Genomic DNA, 20,181 nt, shown 5'->3' with positions numbered 1-20,181 from the left:
GCCTCGTCACGTCGCTCGTTCGAGGAGGACCCCCGGGGTTTGACAGACTGTGACAGTGAGAAGCGCAGCTCCCGCACCGCGGGTCATCGCCGTCGTCGGTCCGACAGCGGCCGGAAAGTCCGATCTGGGTGTCTTCCTCGCCCAGCAGCTCGGCGGCGAGGTCGTCAACGCCGACTCCATGCAGCTCTACCGAGGGATGGACATCGGCACCGCCAAGCTGACGCCCGACGAGCGCGGCGGCGTCCCGCACCACCTCCTCGACATCTGGGACGTCACCGAACCGGCCAACGTCGCGCTCTACCAGAAGCTCGCCCGCGCCGAGATCGACCGGCTCCTCGCCGCAGGACGCACCCCCGTCCTCGTCGGCGGATCCGGCCTCTACGTACGCGGGGCGATCGACGTGCTCGACTTCCCCGGCACCGACCCCGGCGTACGCGCCCGCCTGGAGGGCGAACTGGACCAGCAGGGCCCCGGCGCCCTGCACCGGCGACTGGCCGCCGCCGACCCCGACGCCGCCCGCGCGATCCTGCCCAGCAACGGCCGCCGGATCGTCCGCGCCCTCGAAGTGATCGAGATCACCGGACAGCCGTTCACCGCCCACCTGCCCACCCACGCATCGGTGTACGACACCGTCCAGATCGGCGTCGACGTGGGCCGCCCCGAACTCGACGAACGGATCACCCTGCGCGTCGACCGGATGTGGGAAGCGGGCCTGATCGACGAGGTGCGGACCCTGGAGGAGCGCGGGCTGCGCGAAGGGCGCACCGCCTCACGGGCCCTTGGCTACCAGCAGGTCCTCACGGCGTTCGCAGGCGAGTGCACCGAGGACGAGGCGCGCGCCGAAACCGTACGCGCCACCAAGCGCTTCGCACGCCGCCAGGACTCCTGGTTTCGACGTGACCCCCGCGTCCACTGGTTGAGCGGCGCGACGCAGGACCGGGCGGAACTCCCGCGCCAGGCGCTGGCGTTGGTCGAACGAGCGGTTACAGCCTGATCACGTGATGGCATCGGGACGCTCCGCGGGTCAATGCGGCGCCGCAGCCCGTGCCATCATCAAACGTCGATCCACCAGTGGAGTCCGAGTTGGGAGGGCGCGTGGCGATGGAGGCCGGCCCTCGCAACAGAGAGCAAGGGTCGCGGAAGGACACCGCGCCCCCCGGCTCGACGGACCACGGGCCAGGGCTGACGAGCCCCGTCCCCGAGGACGCCGCCGCAGCCTCCGCCGAGAACGCCACCGGAACCGCCCACGACCCGGCTGCGACACCGCCGGCGCTCGGATCCGCGATGCTCGGCGCCTCGGGCCTGAGCCCCGACGGGCCGGAGGACGGCTCCGTCGGAGCGGTCTCCGACGGCGGTGAGGTCGAGGTCGAACTACGCCCCCAGCGCCGGCTCAGGATCTGGCAGCTCGCCCCCATCGTGATGCTCGCGGCGCTCGGCTCGCTCATGTTCGCCTTCCCCCTCGCCTTCGAATTCGGCGACGGCGGGCCCGTCGTGGCCATGCTCGGCCTGCTCATCAGCTGCTGCGCCGCCGGCTGGGGCATGATGGCCGCCCGCCGCGTCGGCCACACCTGGCCCGGACTGCCCGGCCGGGGATCACGAGAACGCCCGGACTGGCGCGTCCTCGCCCTCTACGTGGGCGTCGCCGTCGTCCTCGTCGCGCTCGCCGTATGGCGCGTGGCCCGCCTCCGCTGACCCCGCCCCGGCCCCCGCCGAGACCCCCTCCACCGACCCCTGCTCCGCAGACCCCGCCTCCCGCCGTCCCCGCGGCCTCCGGCCGTCCCCGCGGCCCCAGGACGGCCCGCCCGCCCGGCCGGATGTCGGTGCGCCCCCGTACGATTGACGCGTGAACACTGCGCCGATCGCCTTCCTCAAGGGCCACGGAACCGAGAACGACTTCGTGATCGTCCCCGACCCGGACAACACCCTCGACCTGCCCGCGTCCGCCGTCGCCCGGCTCTGCGACCGCCGGGCCGGAATCGGCGGCGACGGCCTGCTCCACGTGGTGCGCAGCGCCGCCCACCCCGAGGCCAAGGCCATGGCCGACGAGGCGGAATGGTTCATGGACTACCGCAACGGCGACGGCTCGATCGCCGAGATGTGCGGCAACGGCGTGCGCGTCTTCGCCGGCTATCTGCAGCGCGCCGGCCTCACGGCGGAGGGCGACCTGGCCGTCGCCACCCGCGGCGGGATCAAGAAGGTGCACATCGCCAAGGGCGGCGACATCACCGTCTCCATGGGGCGCGCGCAGCTCCCCGAGGCCGGCGTCACCGTCACCGTGGACGGCCGCAGCTGGCCCGCCCGCAACATCAACATGGGCAACCCCCACGCCGTCGCCTTCGTGACCGACCTCGACCACGCGGGCGACCTGCGCTCCGTACCCCCCTTCAGCCCCGCCGCGGTCTACCCCGACGGCGTGAACATCGAGTTCGTCGCCGACCGGGGCCCGCGCCACGTGGCCATGCGGGTCCACGAGCGCGGCGCCGGAGAAACCCGCTCCTGCGGCACCGGCGCCTGCGCCGTGGCCGTCGCCGCCGCCCGCAGGGACGGCGCCGACCCCGCGGTCACCGGCACCCCGGCCACCTACACCGTCGACCTCCCCGGCGGCACGCTGCTCATCACCGAGTACCCGGACGGCGAGATCGAGATGACCGGATCCGCGGTGATCGTCGCCGAAGGCGTCATCGACCCCGCGCTGTTCGCGGGCTGAGCACTGCCGGCCGAGAGCACTGCCGGCTCCAGACCGACAGCTCAGGACCGACGGCTCAGGATCGACAGCTCTGCGCCGTCGGCACAGGGCCGTCGGTTCGGCGTCGGTTCGGCGCCTGCCGCCCCTTGACCGCACCGGCCGACAACGAAACGGGCATGGCCGAAACCTTCGCTCGAATGGGTGATCCGGTTCACGCTGAGCGAGAGCGGGACTGCGCCACGTGGTGGGCTCGGTAGCATCAAGCACCGGCCCGGAGGGGCACGCCGGTCCCTCCACCGCCGGTCGATGCTGCCGGAGGTGCCCCATGAGCGCAGAGGCCACGAATCCTGGTGCGCAGAGCCGCCGCCGCGGCCGCCCCAGGATCGACCTGCGCCGGCTGGGCCGCGCGGCACTGCTCGGGCCCGTCCCACGCGACCGGCTGCCCGACGCCATCGGCCATGTGGCCGACGCCCACCGCGCCCACCACCCCGACGCCGACCTCGGCGTACTGCACCGCGCCTACGTGCTCGCCGAAGCCTCCCACCGCGGCCAGTTCCGCAAGAGCGGCGAGCCGTACATCACGCACCCGCTCGCCGTGACGCTGATCCTCGCCGAACTGGGCGCGGAAACCACCACGTTGACCGCCTCCCTCCTCCACGACACCGTGGAGGACACCGAGGTGACGCTCGATCAGGTACGGGCCGAGTTCGGCGCGGAAGTCACCTATCTGGTGGACGGCGTCACCAAGTTGGAGAAGGTCGACTACGGGGCCGCCGCCGAACCCGAGACGTTCCGCAAAATGCTCGTCGCCACCGGTGACGACGTACGCGTGATGTCGATCAAACTCGCCGACCGGCTGCACAACATGCGCACCCTCGGCGTGATGCGCCCCGAGAAACAGGCCCGCATCGCCAAAGTCACCCGCGACGTACTGATCCCGCTCGCCGAACGCCTCGGTGTGCAGGCACTCAAGTCCGAACTCGAAGACCTCGTCTTCGCGATCCTGCACCCCGAGGAATACGAGCACACCCGGGCCCTGATCGCGGCCAACTCCGGCGCCGTCGACCCCCTCGCCGCCATCGCCGACGGCGTACGGGCCGTCCTGCGGGAGGCAGGCATCCAGGCCGAAGTCCTCATCAGACCACGCCACTTCGTCTCCGTGCACCGGGTCCGCCTCAAGCGCGGCGAAATGCGCGGAAGCGACTTCGGGCGACTGCTCGTACTCGTCTCCGAGGACGCCGACTGCTACGGCGTCCTCGGCGAACTCCACACCTGCTTCACGCCGGTCGTCTCCGAGTTCAAGGACTTCATCGCATCGCCCAAGTTCAACCTGTACCAGTCGCTCCACACGGCGGTCGTCGGGCCGTCCGGCGAAGTCGCCGAAGTCCTCATCCGTACACGCCAGATGCACAAAGTCGCCGAAGCCGGGGTCATCGCGCTCGGAAACCCCTACGCACAAGGACCCGGCGACGGCCCGCAGCAGACGGGGGACGAACGCGAGGACCCCACACGCCCCGGCTGGCTCTCACGCCTCCTGGACTGGCAGCAGAACGCCCCCGACCCCGACACCTTCTGGTCCTCCCTGCGCGAGGAACTGGCGGGGGACAGCGAGATCACGGTGTTCTGCGCCGACGACCGCACCCTGGTCCTGCCGGCCGGAGCGAGCTGCGTCGACGCCGCCTACGCGCAATACGGGGCGGCCGCCCACAGCTGCATCGGCGCCCGCGTCAACGGCCGCCTCGCAACACTCAGTACGGTCCTGAACGACGGCGACACCGTGCAGCTCCTGCTCGCCCAGGACGCCACCTCCGGCCCGTCGTCCGACTGGCTCGACCACGCAAGGACCCCGAGGGCCCGGATCGCGATCACCGGCTGGCTCGCGGCCAACCCGGAGGGCGTCACGGTGCCCGCCGCGGCGCCCCGGCCCCAGGTCAACGTCCCGGCCCACCGGCGCGCGGCCGCCAACGCGGTGACCGACCTGCCGGGCGTGACCGTACGCCTCGCCGGCTGCTGCACCCCCGTACCGCCCGACGCGATCACCGGCTTCTCGGTACGCGGCGCGGCCGTGACCGTGCACCGCCAGCAGTGTCCGGCCGTCGTCCGCATGCAGGCCGTGGGGCGCGCGCCGGTGGAGGTGCGCTGGGGCGCCGCCGCGGAATGCAGGGTCACCCTGGTCGCCGAGGCCTTCGGACGCCCCCGCCTGCTCGCCGATCTCACCGAAGCCATCGCAGGCGCCGACGTGGCCATCGTCTCGGCCACCGTGGAACCCCCCAGCGAACAGCGCGTCCGGCACACCTACACGCTCCAACTCCCGGACGCGGCAGGGCTGCCGGCCCTCATGCGGACCATGCGCGACGTAGCGGGGGTGTACGACGTGAGCCGGGCGCAGCATCCGGCGGCCGCGGGGTGACAGGTCGGCGGACAATGATCAGCGTCTGATATCCGACATCCGACATCCGATGTCCGGGATCCGAAACAGCCCATCCGATGTCCGGCATTTGGCATCTGACATCTGACTTTTGACAATTGATATCTGACACCTGGCATCTGTCATCGCCCCGGTGGCCGCCCCCGTTCGGGTGGCCCCCATGCGAGTCGGCACCGGCGGGCCCCTTCGCGCTGGTAGCGGTAGGGCATGCCGCTGACCCCGCGCCGTCCCCGCTCCCGCCATCTGCGTGCCGTGCTGCTCGCCGCCGCCGCGGCCTCCGTAGTCGCCGCCGCCCTGCCCGCCCCGGTGCCGCTCGGTATCGGAGATCCGCTCTTCCCGCATCTTGGCAATCCCGGCTACGACGTGCTCTCGTACGACATCGGTCTCACCTATGTGGGTGACAACAGGAAGCCGCTGGAGGCGGTGACGACCATTGACGCCGTCGCGACGGGCGCCCTGGAGCGGATCAACCTGGACTTCGCGCGGGGCGCGGTCCACGCCGCCGAGGTGAACGGGCGGCCGGCCCGGTTCGCGAGTGCCGACGAGGATCTCGTGATCACTCCAGAGCACCCCGTCGCCGCCGGGGAACCGCTGCGGATCACCGTGCGGCACACCAGCGTTCCGGACGCCGCGAGCGACGGCGGCTGGGTGCGGACCACCGACGGCCTGGTGATGGCCAACCAGGCGGACGCCGCCCACCGGGTGTTCCCCTGCAACGATCATCCCTCCGACAAGGCGTTCTTCACCTTCCACGTGGCCGCACCCGCCGATGTGACGGTGGTCGCCAATGGCCTGCCGGCCGCGCGGGAGCGCCGGGGCGGCCGGATCGTCTCCACGTACCGCACCAGCCACCCCATGGCGACCGAGCTGGCCCAGGTGTCGATCGGGCACTCCGCCGTGCTGCACCGGGAGGGACCGCACGGACTGCCGATCCGTGACGTGGTCCCGGCGGCGGACCGGGATGCGCTCGAACCGTGGCTGGCGAAGACGCCCGGCCACATCGCGTGGATGGAGCGACAGGTCGGGGCGTACCCCTTCGAGACGTACGGGGTGCTGATCGCCGGCGCCGACACCGGTTTCGAGCTGGAGACGCAGACCCTGACGCTGTTCGAGCGGTCACTGTTCGTCCGGCCCGAATTCCCCGAGTGGTACGTCGACTCCGTCATGGTGCACGAACTGGCACACCACTGGTTCGGGGACAGCGTCTCGCCCCACGCCTGGTCGGACCTGTGGCTGAACGAGGGGCACGCCACCTGGTACGAGGCGCGGTACGCCGAGGAGTTCGGCAAGCAGCCCATGGAGCGCAGGATGCGTGCTGCCTACGCCCTGTCCGACGGCTGGCGCACGGCCGGCGGGCCGCCTGCCGCGCCGAGGGCGGCCGGGCCGGGGCAGAAGATCGGCATCTTCCGTCCGGTCGTCTACGACGGCAGCGCCCTCGTGCTGTACGCGCTGCGCCAGGAGATCGGGGAGCGCGCCTTCGACCGGCTGGAGCGGCGCTGGGTGCGGGACCACCGGGACTCCACGGCGTCGAGCGCCGACTTCGCCGCGCTGGCCTCGCGGATCGCCGGTCGCGACCTGACCGGGTTCTTCCGGGCGTGGCTGTACGGCGAGAAGACCCCGCCGATGCCCGGCCACCCCGACTGGCACAGCCAGGCGCCGAAGCACGCCTGACCGGGGCGGAGCCGGCCGGGTCCGGAAAACCGGGGTGACGGCCCCGAAGGGCCCGTGCGACCATCGTTCACGTCGGCGACGTCGCCAGGTCCGGATTCCGTACGGGAATCATTCGGGTCCATTACGCGTTGTGACCGACACAGCCGGAATTCCCCCCGGGGGTTCCGGTCCGTAATTCCAACGACGTAAGGATCCAATGACCTCCTCTTCATCCCCTTCCCAGGACGAGCAGAGCTTCGCGGACACGCACCGCACCGAGAGCCTTCGGGCCGATGCCCTGATGGAAGAGGACGTCGCCTGGAGCCACGAGATCGACGGAGCGCGCGACGGCGCCCAGCTGGACCGCTCCGAGCGTGCCGCCCTGCGGCGCGTGGCGGGCCTTTCCACCGAGCTCGAGGACGTCACCGAGGTCGAGTACCGGCAGCTGCGCCTGGAGCGCGTGGTGCTGGTCGGTGTATGGACCACGGGGACGCTTCAGGACGCGGAGAACTCGCTCGCCGAGCTCGCGGCCCTCGCCGAGACGGCGGGCGCCCTGGTGCTCGACGGTGTCTACCAGCGCCGTGACAAGCCCGACCCGGCCACCTACATCGGTTCCGGCAAGGCGCAGGAGCTGCGCGACATCGTTCTTGAGACCGGCGCGGACACGGTGGTCTGCGACGGTGAGCTGAGCCCCGGCCAGCTGATCCACCTCGAAGACGTCGTCAAGGTCAAGGTGGTCGACAGGACCGCGCTGATCCTCGACATCTTCGCCCAGCACGCCAAGTCCCGTGAGGGCAAGGCGCAGGTCTCGCTCGCGCAGATGCAGTACATGCTGCCGAGGCTGCGCGGCTGGGGTCAGTCGCTGTCGCGTCAGATGGGCGGCGGCGGATCGAGCGGTGGCGGCGGCATGGCCACCCGTGGTCCCGGTGAGACCAAGATCGAGACGGACCGTCGGCGGATCCGCGAGAAGATGGCGAAGATGCGCCGTGAGATCGCGGAGATGAAGACGGGCCGCGAGATCAAGCGTCAGGAACGGCGCCGCAACAAGGTGCCCTCGGTGGCGATCGCCGGCTACACCAATGCCGGGAAGTCCTCCCTGCTCAACCGCCTCACGGGCGCGGGCGTGCTGGTGGAGAACTCGCTGTTCGCCACCCTCGACCCGACGGTGCGCCGGGCGGAGACGCCCAGTGGGCGGCTCTACACGCTGGCCGACACCGTCGGCTTCGTCCGGCATCTGCCGCACCACCTCGTCGAGGCGTTCCGCTCCACGATGGAGGAGGTCGGCGACTCCGACCTGATCCTGCACGTGGTGGACGGGTCGCACCCGGCGCCGGAGGAGCAGTTGGCCGCCGTGCGTGAGGTGATCCGTGACGTGGGCGCGGTCGACGTGCCGGAGATCGTGGTGATCAACAAGGCGGACGCGGCGGATCCGCTGGTGCTGCAGCGGCTGCTGCGGATCGAGCGGCACTCGATCGCGGTCTCGGCCCGCACCGGTGCGGGTATCGAGGAGCTGCTCGCGCTCATCGACACCGAACTGCCGCGCCCCGAGATCGAGATCGAGGCGCTGGTGCCGTACACCCACGGGCAGTTGATCGCCCGTGCGCACGCCGAGGGCGAGGTGATCTCCGAGGAGCACGTGGCGGAGGGCACCGTCCTCAAGGCCCGGGTGCACGAGGCGCTCGCCGCCGAGCTGGCCCCGTATGTGCCGGCCGCGCACTGAGCGTCCGGCCGCGCACTGAGCGTCCGTACGGGCGTTGAGCGTCCGTACGGGCGTTGAGCGACTTCGGGACAACGAGCAAGGCCCGCCCCCTCACGCGAGGGGGCGGGCCTTGTGTCGTACCGGGCCTTGTGTCGTAGCGGGGCCGGGGGGTTACTGGCCGCCGTACTTCGCGCTCATCGTGTCGAAGAGCGCCTTGGCGCCCGCGCCGAGCTGGGGGCCGGCCAGCCAGCCCGAAGTGACCGGGCCGATCGAGGTGTTGGAGACCAGCTGCGCCTTGCCGTCGGGGCCGTTCATGAACCAGCCGCCGCCGGAGGAGCCGCCCGTCATGGTGCAGCCGATGCGGTACATCGGGGGAGTGCCCGGACTGATGGAGAGCTGACCGGGGCGGTCGACGCAGCGGAACATCTGGAGGCCGTTGTAGGGGGGTGCGGCGGGGTAGCCCCACGCGCCCATCGAGGCGACGGACTTGGCCTGCGGGGCGGAGAAGTTGACCGTCAGGGCGTTGCCGACGGTCTCTTCGAGGGACTTGGTGCCCTTCTCCGGCCGCACGTGGAGGACCGCGTAGTCGTAGGGGGCGCCGGTGCCGCCGGTCGGACCGCCGTCATTGATCCACTCGTTGGAGGTGGAGACCCAGTCGGCCCAGTAGACGCCGTAGGGGGCGATCTCCTCGGGCCGCGCGTTGTTCAGCGCCGACGCCGACTTCCCCTTGTCGTTGTAGGAGGGGACGAAGGCGATGTTGCGGTACCAGCCGCCGGAGCCGCCCCGGTGGACGCAGTGGCCCGCGGTCCACACCATGTTGGACCTGCCGGGGTGGGCCGGGTCCTTGACGACGGTGCCCGAGCACACCATGGGGCCCTCGGGAGAGTCGAAGAACACCTTGCCGACCGGGGCCGCGTACTGGTGGTAGGGCAGCTTCTCCTGGACGGCCTTGACAGGCGCGGGCACGGGGTCGGAGATGCCCGTGCCGCCGTTGGTGTCGCCGGCCGCCATGGTCTTCTGCGGGTCCTGGGCGGACTTCATCCGGTCCGGCTTCCACAGGCCGTCGATCACCGGGTTGACGAAGTCCTTGGCCTCGCGCAGCCAGGTGGCCTTGTCCCAGTTCTTCCAGCCGCCGTTCTTCCACTTGTCCAGGTCGCCGCCGTGCTTCTTGAGGGCGTCGGCCAGGCCGGAGGGCGCGGTCGCACCGCCCTTGGCCGGGGTGGAACTGGAGGCGGACGGCTTGCTGTCGGCGTCGTCCCCGCCCGGACCGCACGCGGTGGCGGTCAGTGCGAGAGCCGCCGCGAGACCGGAAGCGGCCAGCAGCGGACGTATGGATCGCATGAAAACGATTCCCCCTGATGAGCCCGCCCGTCGAGGGGCGGCTTCTGCCATGTACTGGGTCGTGGTACTGAGTCTTGTCATGTGCTTGTCAGTGCGGTGGGCGCGAGAGTCCGCCTCCGCCCACCGTGCGGCCCCCTACTATGCCCGCTGGGCACGAGGGGGACGAAAGGGGGCCCCGGCCATTCACAGGACCCCCACAGTGCTCACCGTCCGGCGTACTTGGTGCTCACCGAGTCGAAGACACCCTTGGCCTCCTTGCCCAGGCGCGGGCCGGCGAGCCAGCCGGCGGTGACCGGGCCGATGGAGGTGTTGGACACGAGCGAGGGCTTGCCGTCCGAGCCCGTCGCGATCCAGCCGCCGCCGGAGGAACCGCCCGTCATGGTGCAGCCGAGGCGGTACATCGTCGGCATGCTCGCCTCCAGCGACAGCCGGCCCGGCTTGGCCTTGCACTGGAACAGCTTCTGGCCGTCATAGGGAGGCGCGGCCGGGTAGCCGTTGGCCGTCATGGAGCTGATCTTCGGCACGGCCGGAGCGTTGAAGTCCACCGGCAGCGCGCCGCCGACGGTCTCCTCGAGGGATTTGCCGTTCGAGCCCTTCTCCGGCGTCACGTGCAGCACCGCGAAGTCGTACGGAGCGCCCTGTCCGCCGGTCGGGCCGCCGCCCTCGATCCACTGCTGCGACGTCTGGGCCCAGTCGGCCCAGTAGACGCCGTACGGGGCGATCTGCTGCTTGGTGGCCTTCTGCAGCTGGGCAGTCGGCAGGTTGGTGTTGTTGTAGGAGGGGACGAAGGCGATGTTGCGGTACCAGCCGCCCTTGGCGCCCGCGTGCACACAGTGGCCCGCGGTCCACACCATGTTGGACTTGCCCGGGTGCGCCGGGTCCGTCACGACGGTCGCCGAGCACACCATCGAACCTTCGGGGCTGTCGAAGAACAGCTTGCCGAGCTCCGGCAGGTTCTGGTGGTACGGAGCCTTCACCGCGGCCGCCTTGACGGGCGCCGGCGTCGGGTCCGTGACGCCCTTGTCACCGGAGATGTCGTTGGGAACGGCCTTCTCCGGAGGCTTGTCCGCCTTGCGCATGCGGTCCGGGTCCCACAGGCCCTGGATGATCGGGTTGATGTAGTCCTTCGCCTCACGCAGCCAGGTGGCGCGGTCCCAGTTCCTCCACTCGCCGTTCTTCCACTTGTCCAGGTCGATCCCGTGCTTCTTGAGCTGCTCCTGGACGTCCGCGGGAATCTGGAACTTGTCGGTGCCGCTCGGGGCCACCGAAGCCGTCGGCTTGCTGTCGGCGCTGGAATCACCGGGTCCGCACGCGGTGGCGGTCAGCGCGAGCGCGGCCGTGAGGCCGAGCGCGGCCAGCACGGGAGAGGCCCCGCGGCGCGCGCTCCTCCCCGTGCGCTCGGCGCTGGACTGGCGTGTCGGTCGCATCTGGAATTCCCCCTGGAACGTCGTCATCAAAGCGTCTTCGTCGTCTGCACTCGTGGACGACGCCACCGTGAAGCGGCGCCGAAGTGCGGCCCCCACTATGCCGTTGCCCGCCGCGGCGGTTCGAGGCAGGGCCGAGGTCGGGCCTCCGCGCCACCGCCCGGCCCCCCCCGAGTTAGGTGAACCTTCTTCGGCGGCAAGGAACTTCACCGCAGGCCGTGATCCGGCGCTGTCGGCGTCGTTGGTACGTACGGGGGACACCAGCACAGCGTTCAGCGCGGGCGTACGTACCGCGCAACGGACGCGATACGGAACCGTCACAGCGGGAGGACCAGCAGTCGTGGCCGTGACCGAACCAGCCCCGACGGCGCTGCCGGGCGCTCATGAGGCAATCCTGCGCAGGCAGTCCCTCCGGGAGTCGGCCGCCCGCACCTACGCCCGCTCATTGCCCATCGTGCCGGTGCGGGCGCGCGGGCTCACGATCGAGGGCGCGGACGGGCGGCGCTACCTCGACTGCCTCTCGGGCGCCGGCACGCTGGCGCTCGGGCACAACCATCCCGTCGTGCTCGAAGCGATCCGCAGGGTCCTCGATTCGGGGGCGCCGCTGCACATCCTCGACCTCGCCACACCGGTCAAGGACGCCTTCACCACGGAACTGTTCGCCACGCTGCCGCGCCAACTCGCCGAGCACGGACGGATCCAGTTCTGCGGACCGGCCGGCACCGACGCCGTCGAAGCCGCCCTGAACCTGGTCCGCACCGCGACCGGACGGACCGGCATGCTCGCCTTCGCCGGCTCCTACCACGGTATGACCGCGGGCGCCCTCGCCGTCTCCGGCGGCGCCCGCGACGGGGGAGCGACCCGGCTGCCCTACCCGCACGACTACCGCTGCCCCTACGGCGTCGGCGGTGAACGCGGGGCCGAACTCGCCGCCCGCTGGACCGAGAACCTCCTCGACGACCCCAAGGCCGGCGTCCCCGCGCCGGCCGGCATGATCGTCGAACCGGTGCAGGGCGAAGGGGGCGTCATCCCGGCCCCCGACGCCTGGCTGCGCCGGATGCGCGAGATCACCGAGAGCCGCTCCATCCCGCTGATCGCCGACGAGGTGCAGACGGGCGTCGGCCGCACCGGCACCTTCTGGGCCGTCGAGCACAGCCAGGTGGTGCCCGACGTGATGGTGCTCTCCAAGGCCATCGGCGGCTCGCTGCCCCTCGCCGTGATCGTGTACCGCGACAGCCTCGACGTCTGGAAACCGGGCGCGCACGCCGGTACCTTCCGAGGCAACCAGCTCGCCATGGCGGCCGGCGCCGCCACGCTCGCGTACGTCCGCGAGAACCGGCTCGCCGACCGCGCCGCCGTCCTCGGAGCCCGCATGCTCGGCCAATTGCAGGGCCTCGCCGCCGACCACCCCTGCATCGGCGACGTGCGCGGCCGTGGCCTGATGATCGGCATTGAACTCGTCGACCCCGAGCGTGAGGACCTCAGCTCCGGCAACCCCCCGCCGCCCGCACCCGACCTCGCCGCCGCCGTACGCGAGGAATGCCTGCGCCGCGGACTCATCGTCGAACTGGGCGGCCGCCACTCCAGCGTCGTACGGCTGCTGCCTCCGCTCACCCTCACCGACGAACAGGCCGTGGCCGTCCTCGACCGGCTCGCCGACGCCCTGGCCGCCGCGGCGCGCGCCGGCCACCCGCGCACCGGCGCGGGCGCCGGAGCGCACCACGGGGCGCAGACCGGACCGTCCCACTGACCCAGGATCACCCCACGACCTGCCAAGGAAGACCGCCGTGAACCCCACTCCCGCCCCCGATGCGCACGAGCCCGACGGCTCTGCCACCGCCCACCGCGGCCCCCTGGTGGCCGAGCCGACGACGGTGCCGCGCCAGAAGGCCGGGATCCACGGCGAACGACTGACCGGCCACGACGACCCCGACCCGCTGGACGACGCCGACGCGGGGGTGGCGGCCGATGCCGCCGCCGTCGAGAACCTGCTGCGCTGCTGGGTACGGGAGAACGACCTGGCCGCGCCGGACGGCATGCTCCTGCGCATCCCGCTCCCCGCGAGCGGCACCGCCCTGCTGGTGCCCGTGCCGTACTGGTCGGCCACCGGCTGGCACCGGTTCGGCCGGCCCGCTCTGCAGGGCGCCGCCCCGGACGCCCCGCCCGCCGACGCCGTCACGGTCGCCGCCCTCATCGGCCGCGAGGCGGGGCGGGGTGAAGGCGCCGATCTGGTGGGGCGCGTCGCCGACTCCGTGCGCCGCACGGCGTGCTTCATCGCCGACCGGCGCACCCGCCCCGGCCCCCGCGAGACAGCCGATCTGTTCCTCACCGCCGAACAGTCCCTCCTCCTCGGTCACCCCCTGCACCCCACCCCGAAGAGCCGAGAGGGCCTCTCCGAGGCGGAAGTGCGCCGCTACTCGCCCGAGCTGTACGGCTCCTTCCCTCTGCACTGGCTGGCCGTCGAGCCCTCCGTGCTCGCCGGCGACTCGGCGTGGACCGAGAGCGGCCGCACCGTGAACGCCGCCGACCTGACGCGCCGGCTCGCCGGCCCCGGCCTCCAACTGCCGTCCGGAAGCGTCCCGTTGCCCCTGCATCCCTGGCAGGCCCGCGACGTCATCCAGCGCCCCGCCGTCGCCGCCCTCCTGGACGCCGGGCTCCTGCACGACATGGGCGCCCACGGCGAGGACTGGTACCCCACGTCGTCCGTCCGCACCGTGCACCGCCCCGGCGCCGACGCCATGCTCAAGCTGTCGCTCGGCGTGCGCATCACCAACTCCCGTCGTGAGAACCTCCGCAAGGAACTCCACCGGGGCGTGGAGGTCCACCGCCTGCTGCGGGCCGGCCTCGGCGAGCAATGGCAGGCCGCCCACCCCTGCTTCGACATCGTCCGTGACCCCGCCTGGCTCGCCGTCGACACCCCGGACGGCGAACCGCTGGCGGGACTCGACGTGGTGATCCGCCACAACCCCTTCATGCTCAGCGACGACGCGGTCTGCATCGCCGCGCTCACCGCGCCGCGTCCCATGCCGGGCCGCACCGGCATGCACTCGCGGCTCGCCGACGTGGTGGGCCGGCTCGCCGCCCGCACCGGCCGGCCCACCACGGCCGTCGGCGCCGAGTGGTTCCTGCGCTACCTCGACCACGTGGTGCGCCCGCTGCTCTGGCTCGACGGCACGGCGGGCATCGCTCTCGAAGCCCACCAGCAGAACACGCTGGTCCTGCTCGACCCCAACGGCTGGCCCGTAGGCGGCCGTTACCGCGACAACCAGGGCTACTACTTCCGCGAATCCCACCGGGACGCCCTCCAGCGAAGACTGCCGGGCATCGGGGCCGCAAGCGACACCTTCGTGCCGGACGCCGTCACCGACGAGCGCTTCGCCTACTACCTCGGCATCAACAACGTCCTCGGCCTCATCGGCGCCTTCGGAGCCCAGCACCTCGCGGACGAACGCGTCCTGCTGGCCGCGCTGCGCCAGTTCCTCGCCAAGGCCACCGGCCTCGGCTCGCCCCTGCCCGACCAGTTGCTGAACAGGGCGACGCTGCGCTGCAAGGCCAACCTGCTGACCCGGCTGCACGGCCTCGACGAGCTCGTCGGCCCGGTCGACACCCAGTCCGTCTACGTCACCATCACCAACCCCCTTCACACCAACGGCACTTGACCTGTACGAGCACATGACCCGTACGAACTGCTGAGAGGAGCGTCGCCGTGCCTCCCACCGATGCGAGCACCGACGCGGACACCGGCCCGGCCCCCCGGCCGGCGGGGACGGCCGAGGACACCCTGGACCTGCACCTGCCCGACGAGCTGGTCACTCTGTTCGACCAGGCGGCGGACGGACGGGCCGGCTCGGACGGCTCCGGCGGGCCCGACGGCTCCAGCGGGCCTGCCGGGCCCGGCGGTTCGGGCGGTCCCCGCTCGGCCCCGGACCGGCCCCGTGCGTCCGCCCCGGGCGGTGGTCCTGCCCGTTCCGGTCCGGACGGCACCACCGAGCCGGCGACAGCCCGCCCCGCGCCCGCCTCGCCCCCGGGCGCGCCGGCCGGCCCGGCCGACGCCGCCCAGCGGTTCCGCGCCGTCGGCGGGCTGCCGGGGCCGGACCTGAGGCCGGGACCGGGACCCGGGTCGGGGCCGGGACCCGGGCTGGGCCCGGGGCCAGGACCGAGGCCGGGGCCGGGCAGCGGTGTCCGGCGGGCTCACCCCGTCGCCGAGGACCTCCTCGATTCCCCGGGCGACTGGGCGCCGGCCACCACCCCTCTCGGTGCGTTCCGCCTCCTCCCCGTACGCATCGAGCGCGACCTCCCTCTCCTCACCCAGTGGATGAACGACCCTGCCGTGGCCGCCTTCTGGGAGTTGGCGGGAGCCGACTCCGTCACCGCCGACCACCTGCGCGGCCAGCTCGACGGCGACGGCCGCAGCGTGCCCTGCCTGGGCGTCCTCGACACCACCCCCATGAGCTACTGGGAGATCTACCGGGCCGATCTCGACCCCCTGGCCCGCCACTATCCGGCCCGTCCCCACGACACCGGCATCCATCTGCTCATCGGCGGCGTCGCCGACCGCGGCCGGCGCGTCGGGACCACCCTGCTCAGGGCCGTCGCCGACCTCGTCCTCGACAACCGTCCGCACTGCACCCGCGTGATCGCCGAACCCGACCTGCGCAACACCCCCTCCGTCGCCGCGTTCCTCAGCGCCGGCTTCCGCTTCCACGCGGAGGTCGACCTTCCCGACAAGCGCGCCGCTCTCATGGTCCGCGACCGCGCGCTCAGGAACCTGCTGTGAACGCCCCGCCGCTCCGTACACACACCCAGATACACACCCAGCCGAATCGGTCCCACCCCGAGGAGTCTCCGTGCCGAACCCTCCTTCCCCCCATGACTCCCGCGGCCTCCTCGACCCCGAAGCCCCGCCCCGACTGCTGGCCCCGCCCGAGCTGAACCCCGCGGCCTGGGACCGCGCGGGACGCCTCCTCCTCGCGAAGATGATCGGCGCCTTCGCGTACGAGGAAATCGTGCAGCCAACGGTAGGGCCCACCACTGACAACGCCGGTCCGGCTGGGAAATCCGCAGGTCAGTACCGATTCGCCCTCGACGACGGCAGCACGCTGACCTTCGCCGCACGGCGCGGCGCGTACGGCGGCTGGCAGGTCGACCCCGAATCCGTACGACGGATCGAACCGAACGTGCGGAGCGCCGAGACCGCGGAGACCGGACGGAGCGCCGAGACCGCGGAGACCGGGCGGAGCGCCGAGACCGCGGAGACCGGGCGGAGCGCCGAGAGCGCCACGGGCGCCGGGACCGCGCAGGGGCCCGCCGGCGCGGACGCCTCCAGCCGTCCGCCCGCGCCCCCCGAGGGCCGGCCCCTCACGGACCCGCTGCGCTTCCTCGCGCTGGCCCGACGGACCCTCGGCGTCGACGGCGCGACCTTCGGCCACCTCGTACGGGAGCTCTCCGCCACCCTGGCCGCCGACACCCGTCTGCACAGCACCGCGCTGCCCGTCGCCCAGCTCGCCGACCTCGGCTACGCGGAGCTGGAGGGCCACCAGGGTGGTCACCCCTGGCTCGTGCTCAACAAGGGACGGCTCGGCTTCTCCGCCGACGACGCCGCGCGGTGGAGCCCGGAAGCCCGTACTCCGGCCAGGCTGCCCTGGATCGCGGTCCGCACGGACCTGGCCGGCTACCGGGGCACCGAAGCGCTGGCCACGCCGGAGCGCCTCTACGCCCGCGAGCTCGACGCCCCGGTCCGCGCCTCGTTCGCCGCGGCGCTCCGCGCGCGCGGCCTCGACCCCGCCCGCTACCTCTACCTGCCCGTCCACCCCTGGCAGTGGACGGAGATGATCCTTCCGCTCTTCGCCCCCGCGGTCGCCGGCCAGGCCATCGTGCCGCTCCCCACCGACGGTGACGTGCGTCTTCCCCAGCAGTCCATCCGCACCTTCCTCAACCTGTCGCGGCCCGAACGCCACACCGTGAAGCTTCCGCTGTCCATCCTCAACACCCTGGTGTGGCGGGGTCTGCCGACGGAGCGCACGGTGGCCGCGCCCGCGGTCACCTCCTGGGTGCAGGGCCTGTGCGACCGGGACGCCTTCCTGCGGGAGGACTGCCGGGTGATCCTTCTCGGCGAGGTCGCCTCGGTCGCCGTCGAGCACCCGATCTACGACCGGACCGGCGAAGTGCCTTACCAGTACAAGGAGTTGCTCGGGGCGATCTGGCGGGAGCCGCTGCCGCCCAGGCTCGCGGCGGGAGAACGGGCCCGCACCCTGGCCGCGCTGCTCCACACGGATCCCGACGGGCGCGCCTTCACGGCCGAGCTCGTCGCCCGCTCTGGGCTCGCGCCCCAGGTGTGGCTGCGCCGCCTGTTCGGCGCCCTGCTGCCGCCGCTGCTGCGCTTCCTCTACCGCTACGGAACCGTCTTCTCGCCGCACGGAGAGAACGCCATCGTCGTCTTCGACGACCAGGACGTCCCCGTACGCCTTGCGATCAAGGACTTCGTCGACGACATCAACGTGAGCGCCGAGCACCTCCCGGAGCACGACTCGATGCCCGACGACGTGCGGAACATCCTGCTCACCGAGGCACCCGACTTCCTCACGCAGTTCATTCATTCGGGCCTCTTCGTGGGAGTGTTCCGGTTCCTCGCCCCGCTGTGCGAGGAACAACTGGGCGTCGCCGAGGACGACTTCTGGGCGCTGGTGCGCGAAGAGATCCTGCGATACCAGGCCCGCTTCCCCGACGACAAGGACCGCTACGAGACGTTCGACCTGCTCACGCCCCGGATCGACCGGCTCTGTCTGAACCGGAACCGGCTGCACACCGACGGCTACCGGGACCGCTCCGAGCGGCCCCACGCCACGGTGTACGGAACCGTGGCGAACCCTCTGGCGCCGGCGGAGTGATCCGACTGTCAGTGGCGAGCCTTAGGCTGGTGCGGCTATGACAAAGCCTTCACTTCCCGAGCTCCTGCACGCCGCCGTCACCGCCGTCGGCGGTGTGGAGCGGCCTGGCCAGGTCGCCATGGCCACCGCTGTCGCCGATGCGGTCGACGACGCCTCCCACCTGCTGGTCCAGGCCGGGACGGGCACCGGAAAGTCCCTCGGCTATCTGGTGCCGGCACTGGCGCACGGGGAGCGCGTCGTGATCGCCACCGCGACACTGGCCCTCCAGCGCCAGCTCGTGGAGCGCGATCTGCCACGCACCGTGGACGCGCTGCATCCGCTGCTCCGGCGGCGTCCGCAGTTCGCCATGCTGAAGGGCCGCTCGAACTATCTGTGCCTGCACCGCCTCCACGAGGGCGCGCCGCAGGACGAGGACGAGGGGCTCTTCGACCAGTTCGAGTCGGCCGCGCCCACCAGCAAGCTCGGCCAGGACCTCCTGAGGATGCGGGACTGGGCGGACGAGACGGAGACCGGCGACCGTGACGCCCTGACCCCGGGCGTCTCGGACAAGGCCTGGGGGCAGGTCTCGGTGTCGTCCCGGGAGTGCCTGGGCGCCACGAAGTGTGCGTACGGTGCGGAGTGCTTCGCCGAGATGGCACGCGAGCGCGCCAAGCTCTCCGACGTCGTGGTCACCAATCACGCGCTGCTGGCCATCGACGCCATCGAGGGCGCGCCGGTACTGCCGCAGCACGAGGTCTTGATCGTCGACGAGGCCCACGAGCTGGTCTCCCGGGTGACCGGCGTCGCCACTGGTGAGCTCACCCCCGGGCAGGTCAACAGGGCCGTGCGGCGCAGCGCCAAGCTCGTCAACGAGAAGGTGGCCGACCAGCTCCAGACCGCGGCCGAGGGCTTCGAGCGGGTCCTGGAGCTGGCGCTGCCGGGCCGGCTGGAAGAGGTCCCGGAGGATCTCGGCTATGCGCTGATGGCGTTGCGCGACGCGGCCCGCGAGGTGATCTCGGCGCTCGGTTCGACGCGCGACAAGTCGGTCCAGGACGAGGACGCGGTGCGCAAGCAGGCCCTGGCGATGCTGGAGACGGTGCATGGCGTGGCCGAGCGCATCACCAACGGCTCCGAGTGGGACGTCGTCTGGTACGAGCGCCACGACCGCTTCGGCGCCTCCGTGCGGGTCGCTCCGCTCTCGGTGTCGGGGCTGCTCAGGGAGAAGCTTTTCGCGGACCGCTCGGTCGTCCTGACCTCCGCGACCCTCAAGCTGGGCGGTGACTTCAACGGAGTGGGCACCTCGCTCGGGCTCTCCGCGGAAGGCACCGCCGGCGAGGACGTGCCGCAGTGGAAGGGCCTCGACGTCGGCTCGCCGTTCGACTACCCCAAGCAGGGCATCCTGTATGTCGCGAAGCACCTGGCGACGCCCGGCCGCGAGGGCTCGCGCGGCGACATGATGGACGAGCTGGCCGAGCTGGTGGAGGCGGCCGGTGGCCGCACCCTCGGCCTGTTCTCCTCGATGCGGGCCGCCCAGGCGGCGGCCGAGGAGCTGCGGGGCCGCCTCGACCATCCGATCCTGCTCCAGGGCGAGGAGACGCTGGGCGAGCTGATCAAGGCGTTCGCGGCCGACCCCAAGACGTGTCTCTTCGGCACGCTGTCCCTGTGGCAGGGCGTCGATGTGCCGGGTCCGAGCTGCCAGCTGGTGGTCATGGACCGCATCCCGTTCCCGCGCCCCGACGACCCGCTGATGAGCGCCCGCCAGAAGGCGGTGGAGGAGGGCGGTGGCAACGGTTTCATGGCCGTCGCGGCCACGCACGCGGCGCTTTTGATGGCCCAGGGCGCGGGCCGTCTCGTACGGGCGACCGGCGACCGGGGTGTGGTCGCGGTGCTCGATCCGCGGCTGGCCAACGCCCGCTACGGCAGCTATCTGCGGGCCTCGCTGCCCGACTTCTGGTACACCACGGACCGTAACCAGGCACGTCGCTCGCTCGCGGCCATCGACGCGGCGGCCACGGCGGACGGCGCGTAGGGCCGAGCGACCCAGGAGCTGTGGCGCCCGGAGCTGTCCCGCCCCGAGCTGTCCCGCC

General features: G+C 72.0%; 13 protein-coding genes. 11 read left to right on the top strand and 2 right to left on the bottom strand.

From position 1 onward, the window contains the following. Positions 1-55: 55 nt before the first annotated feature. The 6 genes from miaA to hflX all read left to right on the top strand — a co-directional run bounded on the left by miaA (position 56) and on the right by hflX (position 8,484). On the top strand, positions 56-994 hold the full coding sequence (miaA, locus tag OG432_RS06950) for a tRNA (adenosine(37)-N6)-dimethylallyltransferase MiaA (RefSeq protein ID WP_328308799.1): 939 nt from the start codon (positions 56-58) through the stop codon (positions 992-994). Positions 995-1,095: 101 nt separating this feature from the next. After that, positions 1,096-1,692 carry a hypothetical protein gene (locus tag OG432_RS06945; protein ID WP_443058348.1) on the top strand — a complete coding sequence of 199 codons (597 nt, stop codon included), beginning with the start codon at positions 1,096-1,098 and terminating at the stop codon, positions 1,690-1,692. Between the two features lie 151 nt (positions 1,693-1,843). Further along, positions 1,844-2,707, top strand: coding sequence for a diaminopimelate epimerase (dapF, locus tag OG432_RS06940; protein ID WP_328308797.1), 864 nt, complete (start codon positions 1,844-1,846; stop codon positions 2,705-2,707). Positions 2,708-3,011: 304 nt separating this feature from the next. Next, complete coding sequence (locus tag OG432_RS06935; protein WP_328308795.1) at positions 3,012-5,096, top strand: RelA/SpoT family protein; 2,085 nt, start codon at positions 3,012-3,014, stop codon at positions 5,094-5,096. A gap of 225 nt (positions 5,097-5,321) precedes the next feature. Then, positions 5,322-6,785, top strand: a complete 1,464-nt coding sequence (locus tag OG432_RS06930; protein WP_328308793.1) for a M1 family metallopeptidase — start codon at positions 5,322-5,324, stop codon at positions 6,783-6,785. A 196-nt stretch (positions 6,786-6,981) separates the two neighbouring features. Then, positions 6,982-8,484, top strand: coding sequence for a GTPase HflX (gene hflX / locus OG432_RS06925; protein ID WP_328308791.1), 1,503 nt, complete (start codon positions 6,982-6,984; stop codon positions 8,482-8,484). A gap of 150 nt (positions 8,485-8,634) precedes the next feature. On the opposite strand, the gene OG432_RS06920 is transcribed toward hflX, so the two are convergent. Further along, the gene (locus OG432_RS06920) at positions 8,635-9,804 is read right to left on the bottom strand and encodes a trypsin-like serine peptidase (RefSeq protein ID WP_328308790.1); all 1,170 of its coding nucleotides are present in this window, start codon (positions 9,802-9,804) and stop codon (positions 8,635-8,637) included. A 203-nt stretch (positions 9,805-10,007) separates the two neighbouring features. Beyond that, entirely contained in the window at positions 10,008-11,231 is a 1,224-nt protein-coding gene (locus tag OG432_RS06915; RefSeq protein ID WP_328308789.1) for a trypsin-like serine peptidase, read from the bottom strand. 337 nt (positions 11,232-11,568) lie between these two features. Between OG432_RS06915 and OG432_RS06910 the strand changes: the two genes are divergently transcribed. The 5 genes from OG432_RS06910 (at position 11,569) to OG432_RS06890 (ending at position 20,123) form a co-directional block, all read left to right on the top strand. After that, the gene (locus tag OG432_RS06910; RefSeq protein WP_328308787.1) at positions 11,569-12,978 is read left to right on the top strand and encodes a diaminobutyrate--2-oxoglutarate transaminase family protein; all 1,410 of its coding nucleotides are present in this window, start codon (positions 11,569-11,571) and stop codon (positions 12,976-12,978) included. Positions 12,979-13,015: 37 nt separating this feature from the next. Continuing rightward, a complete protein-coding gene (locus OG432_RS06905; RefSeq protein ID WP_328308785.1) occupies positions 13,016-14,887 on the top strand; it encodes an IucA/IucC family protein in 1,872 nt (623 codons plus the stop codon). Between the two features lie 479 nt (positions 14,888-15,366). Beyond that, complete coding sequence (locus OG432_RS06900) at positions 15,367-16,005, top strand: GNAT family N-acetyltransferase (RefSeq protein WP_328315029.1); 639 nt, start codon at positions 15,367-15,369, stop codon at positions 16,003-16,005. A gap of 199 nt (positions 16,006-16,204) precedes the next feature. Continuing rightward, positions 16,205-18,115, top strand: coding sequence for an IucA/IucC family protein (locus OG432_RS06895; RefSeq protein ID WP_443058556.1), 1,911 nt, complete (start codon positions 16,205-16,207; stop codon positions 18,113-18,115). Between the two features lie 37 nt (positions 18,116-18,152). Then, on the top strand, positions 18,153-20,123 hold the full coding sequence (locus tag OG432_RS06890; RefSeq protein WP_328308781.1) for an ATP-dependent DNA helicase: 1,971 nt from the start codon (positions 18,153-18,155) through the stop codon (positions 20,121-20,123). Positions 20,124-20,181: the final 58 nt, after the last annotated feature.

It is taken from the genome of Streptomyces sp. NBC_00442, assembly GCF_036014195.1.
Classification (GTDB): Bacteria; Actinomycetota; Actinomycetes; order Streptomycetales; family Streptomycetaceae; genus Streptomyces.
The sequence above is the reverse complement of the archived record's forward strand: the minus strand, read 5'-3'. Positions and strand labels throughout refer to the sequence as shown.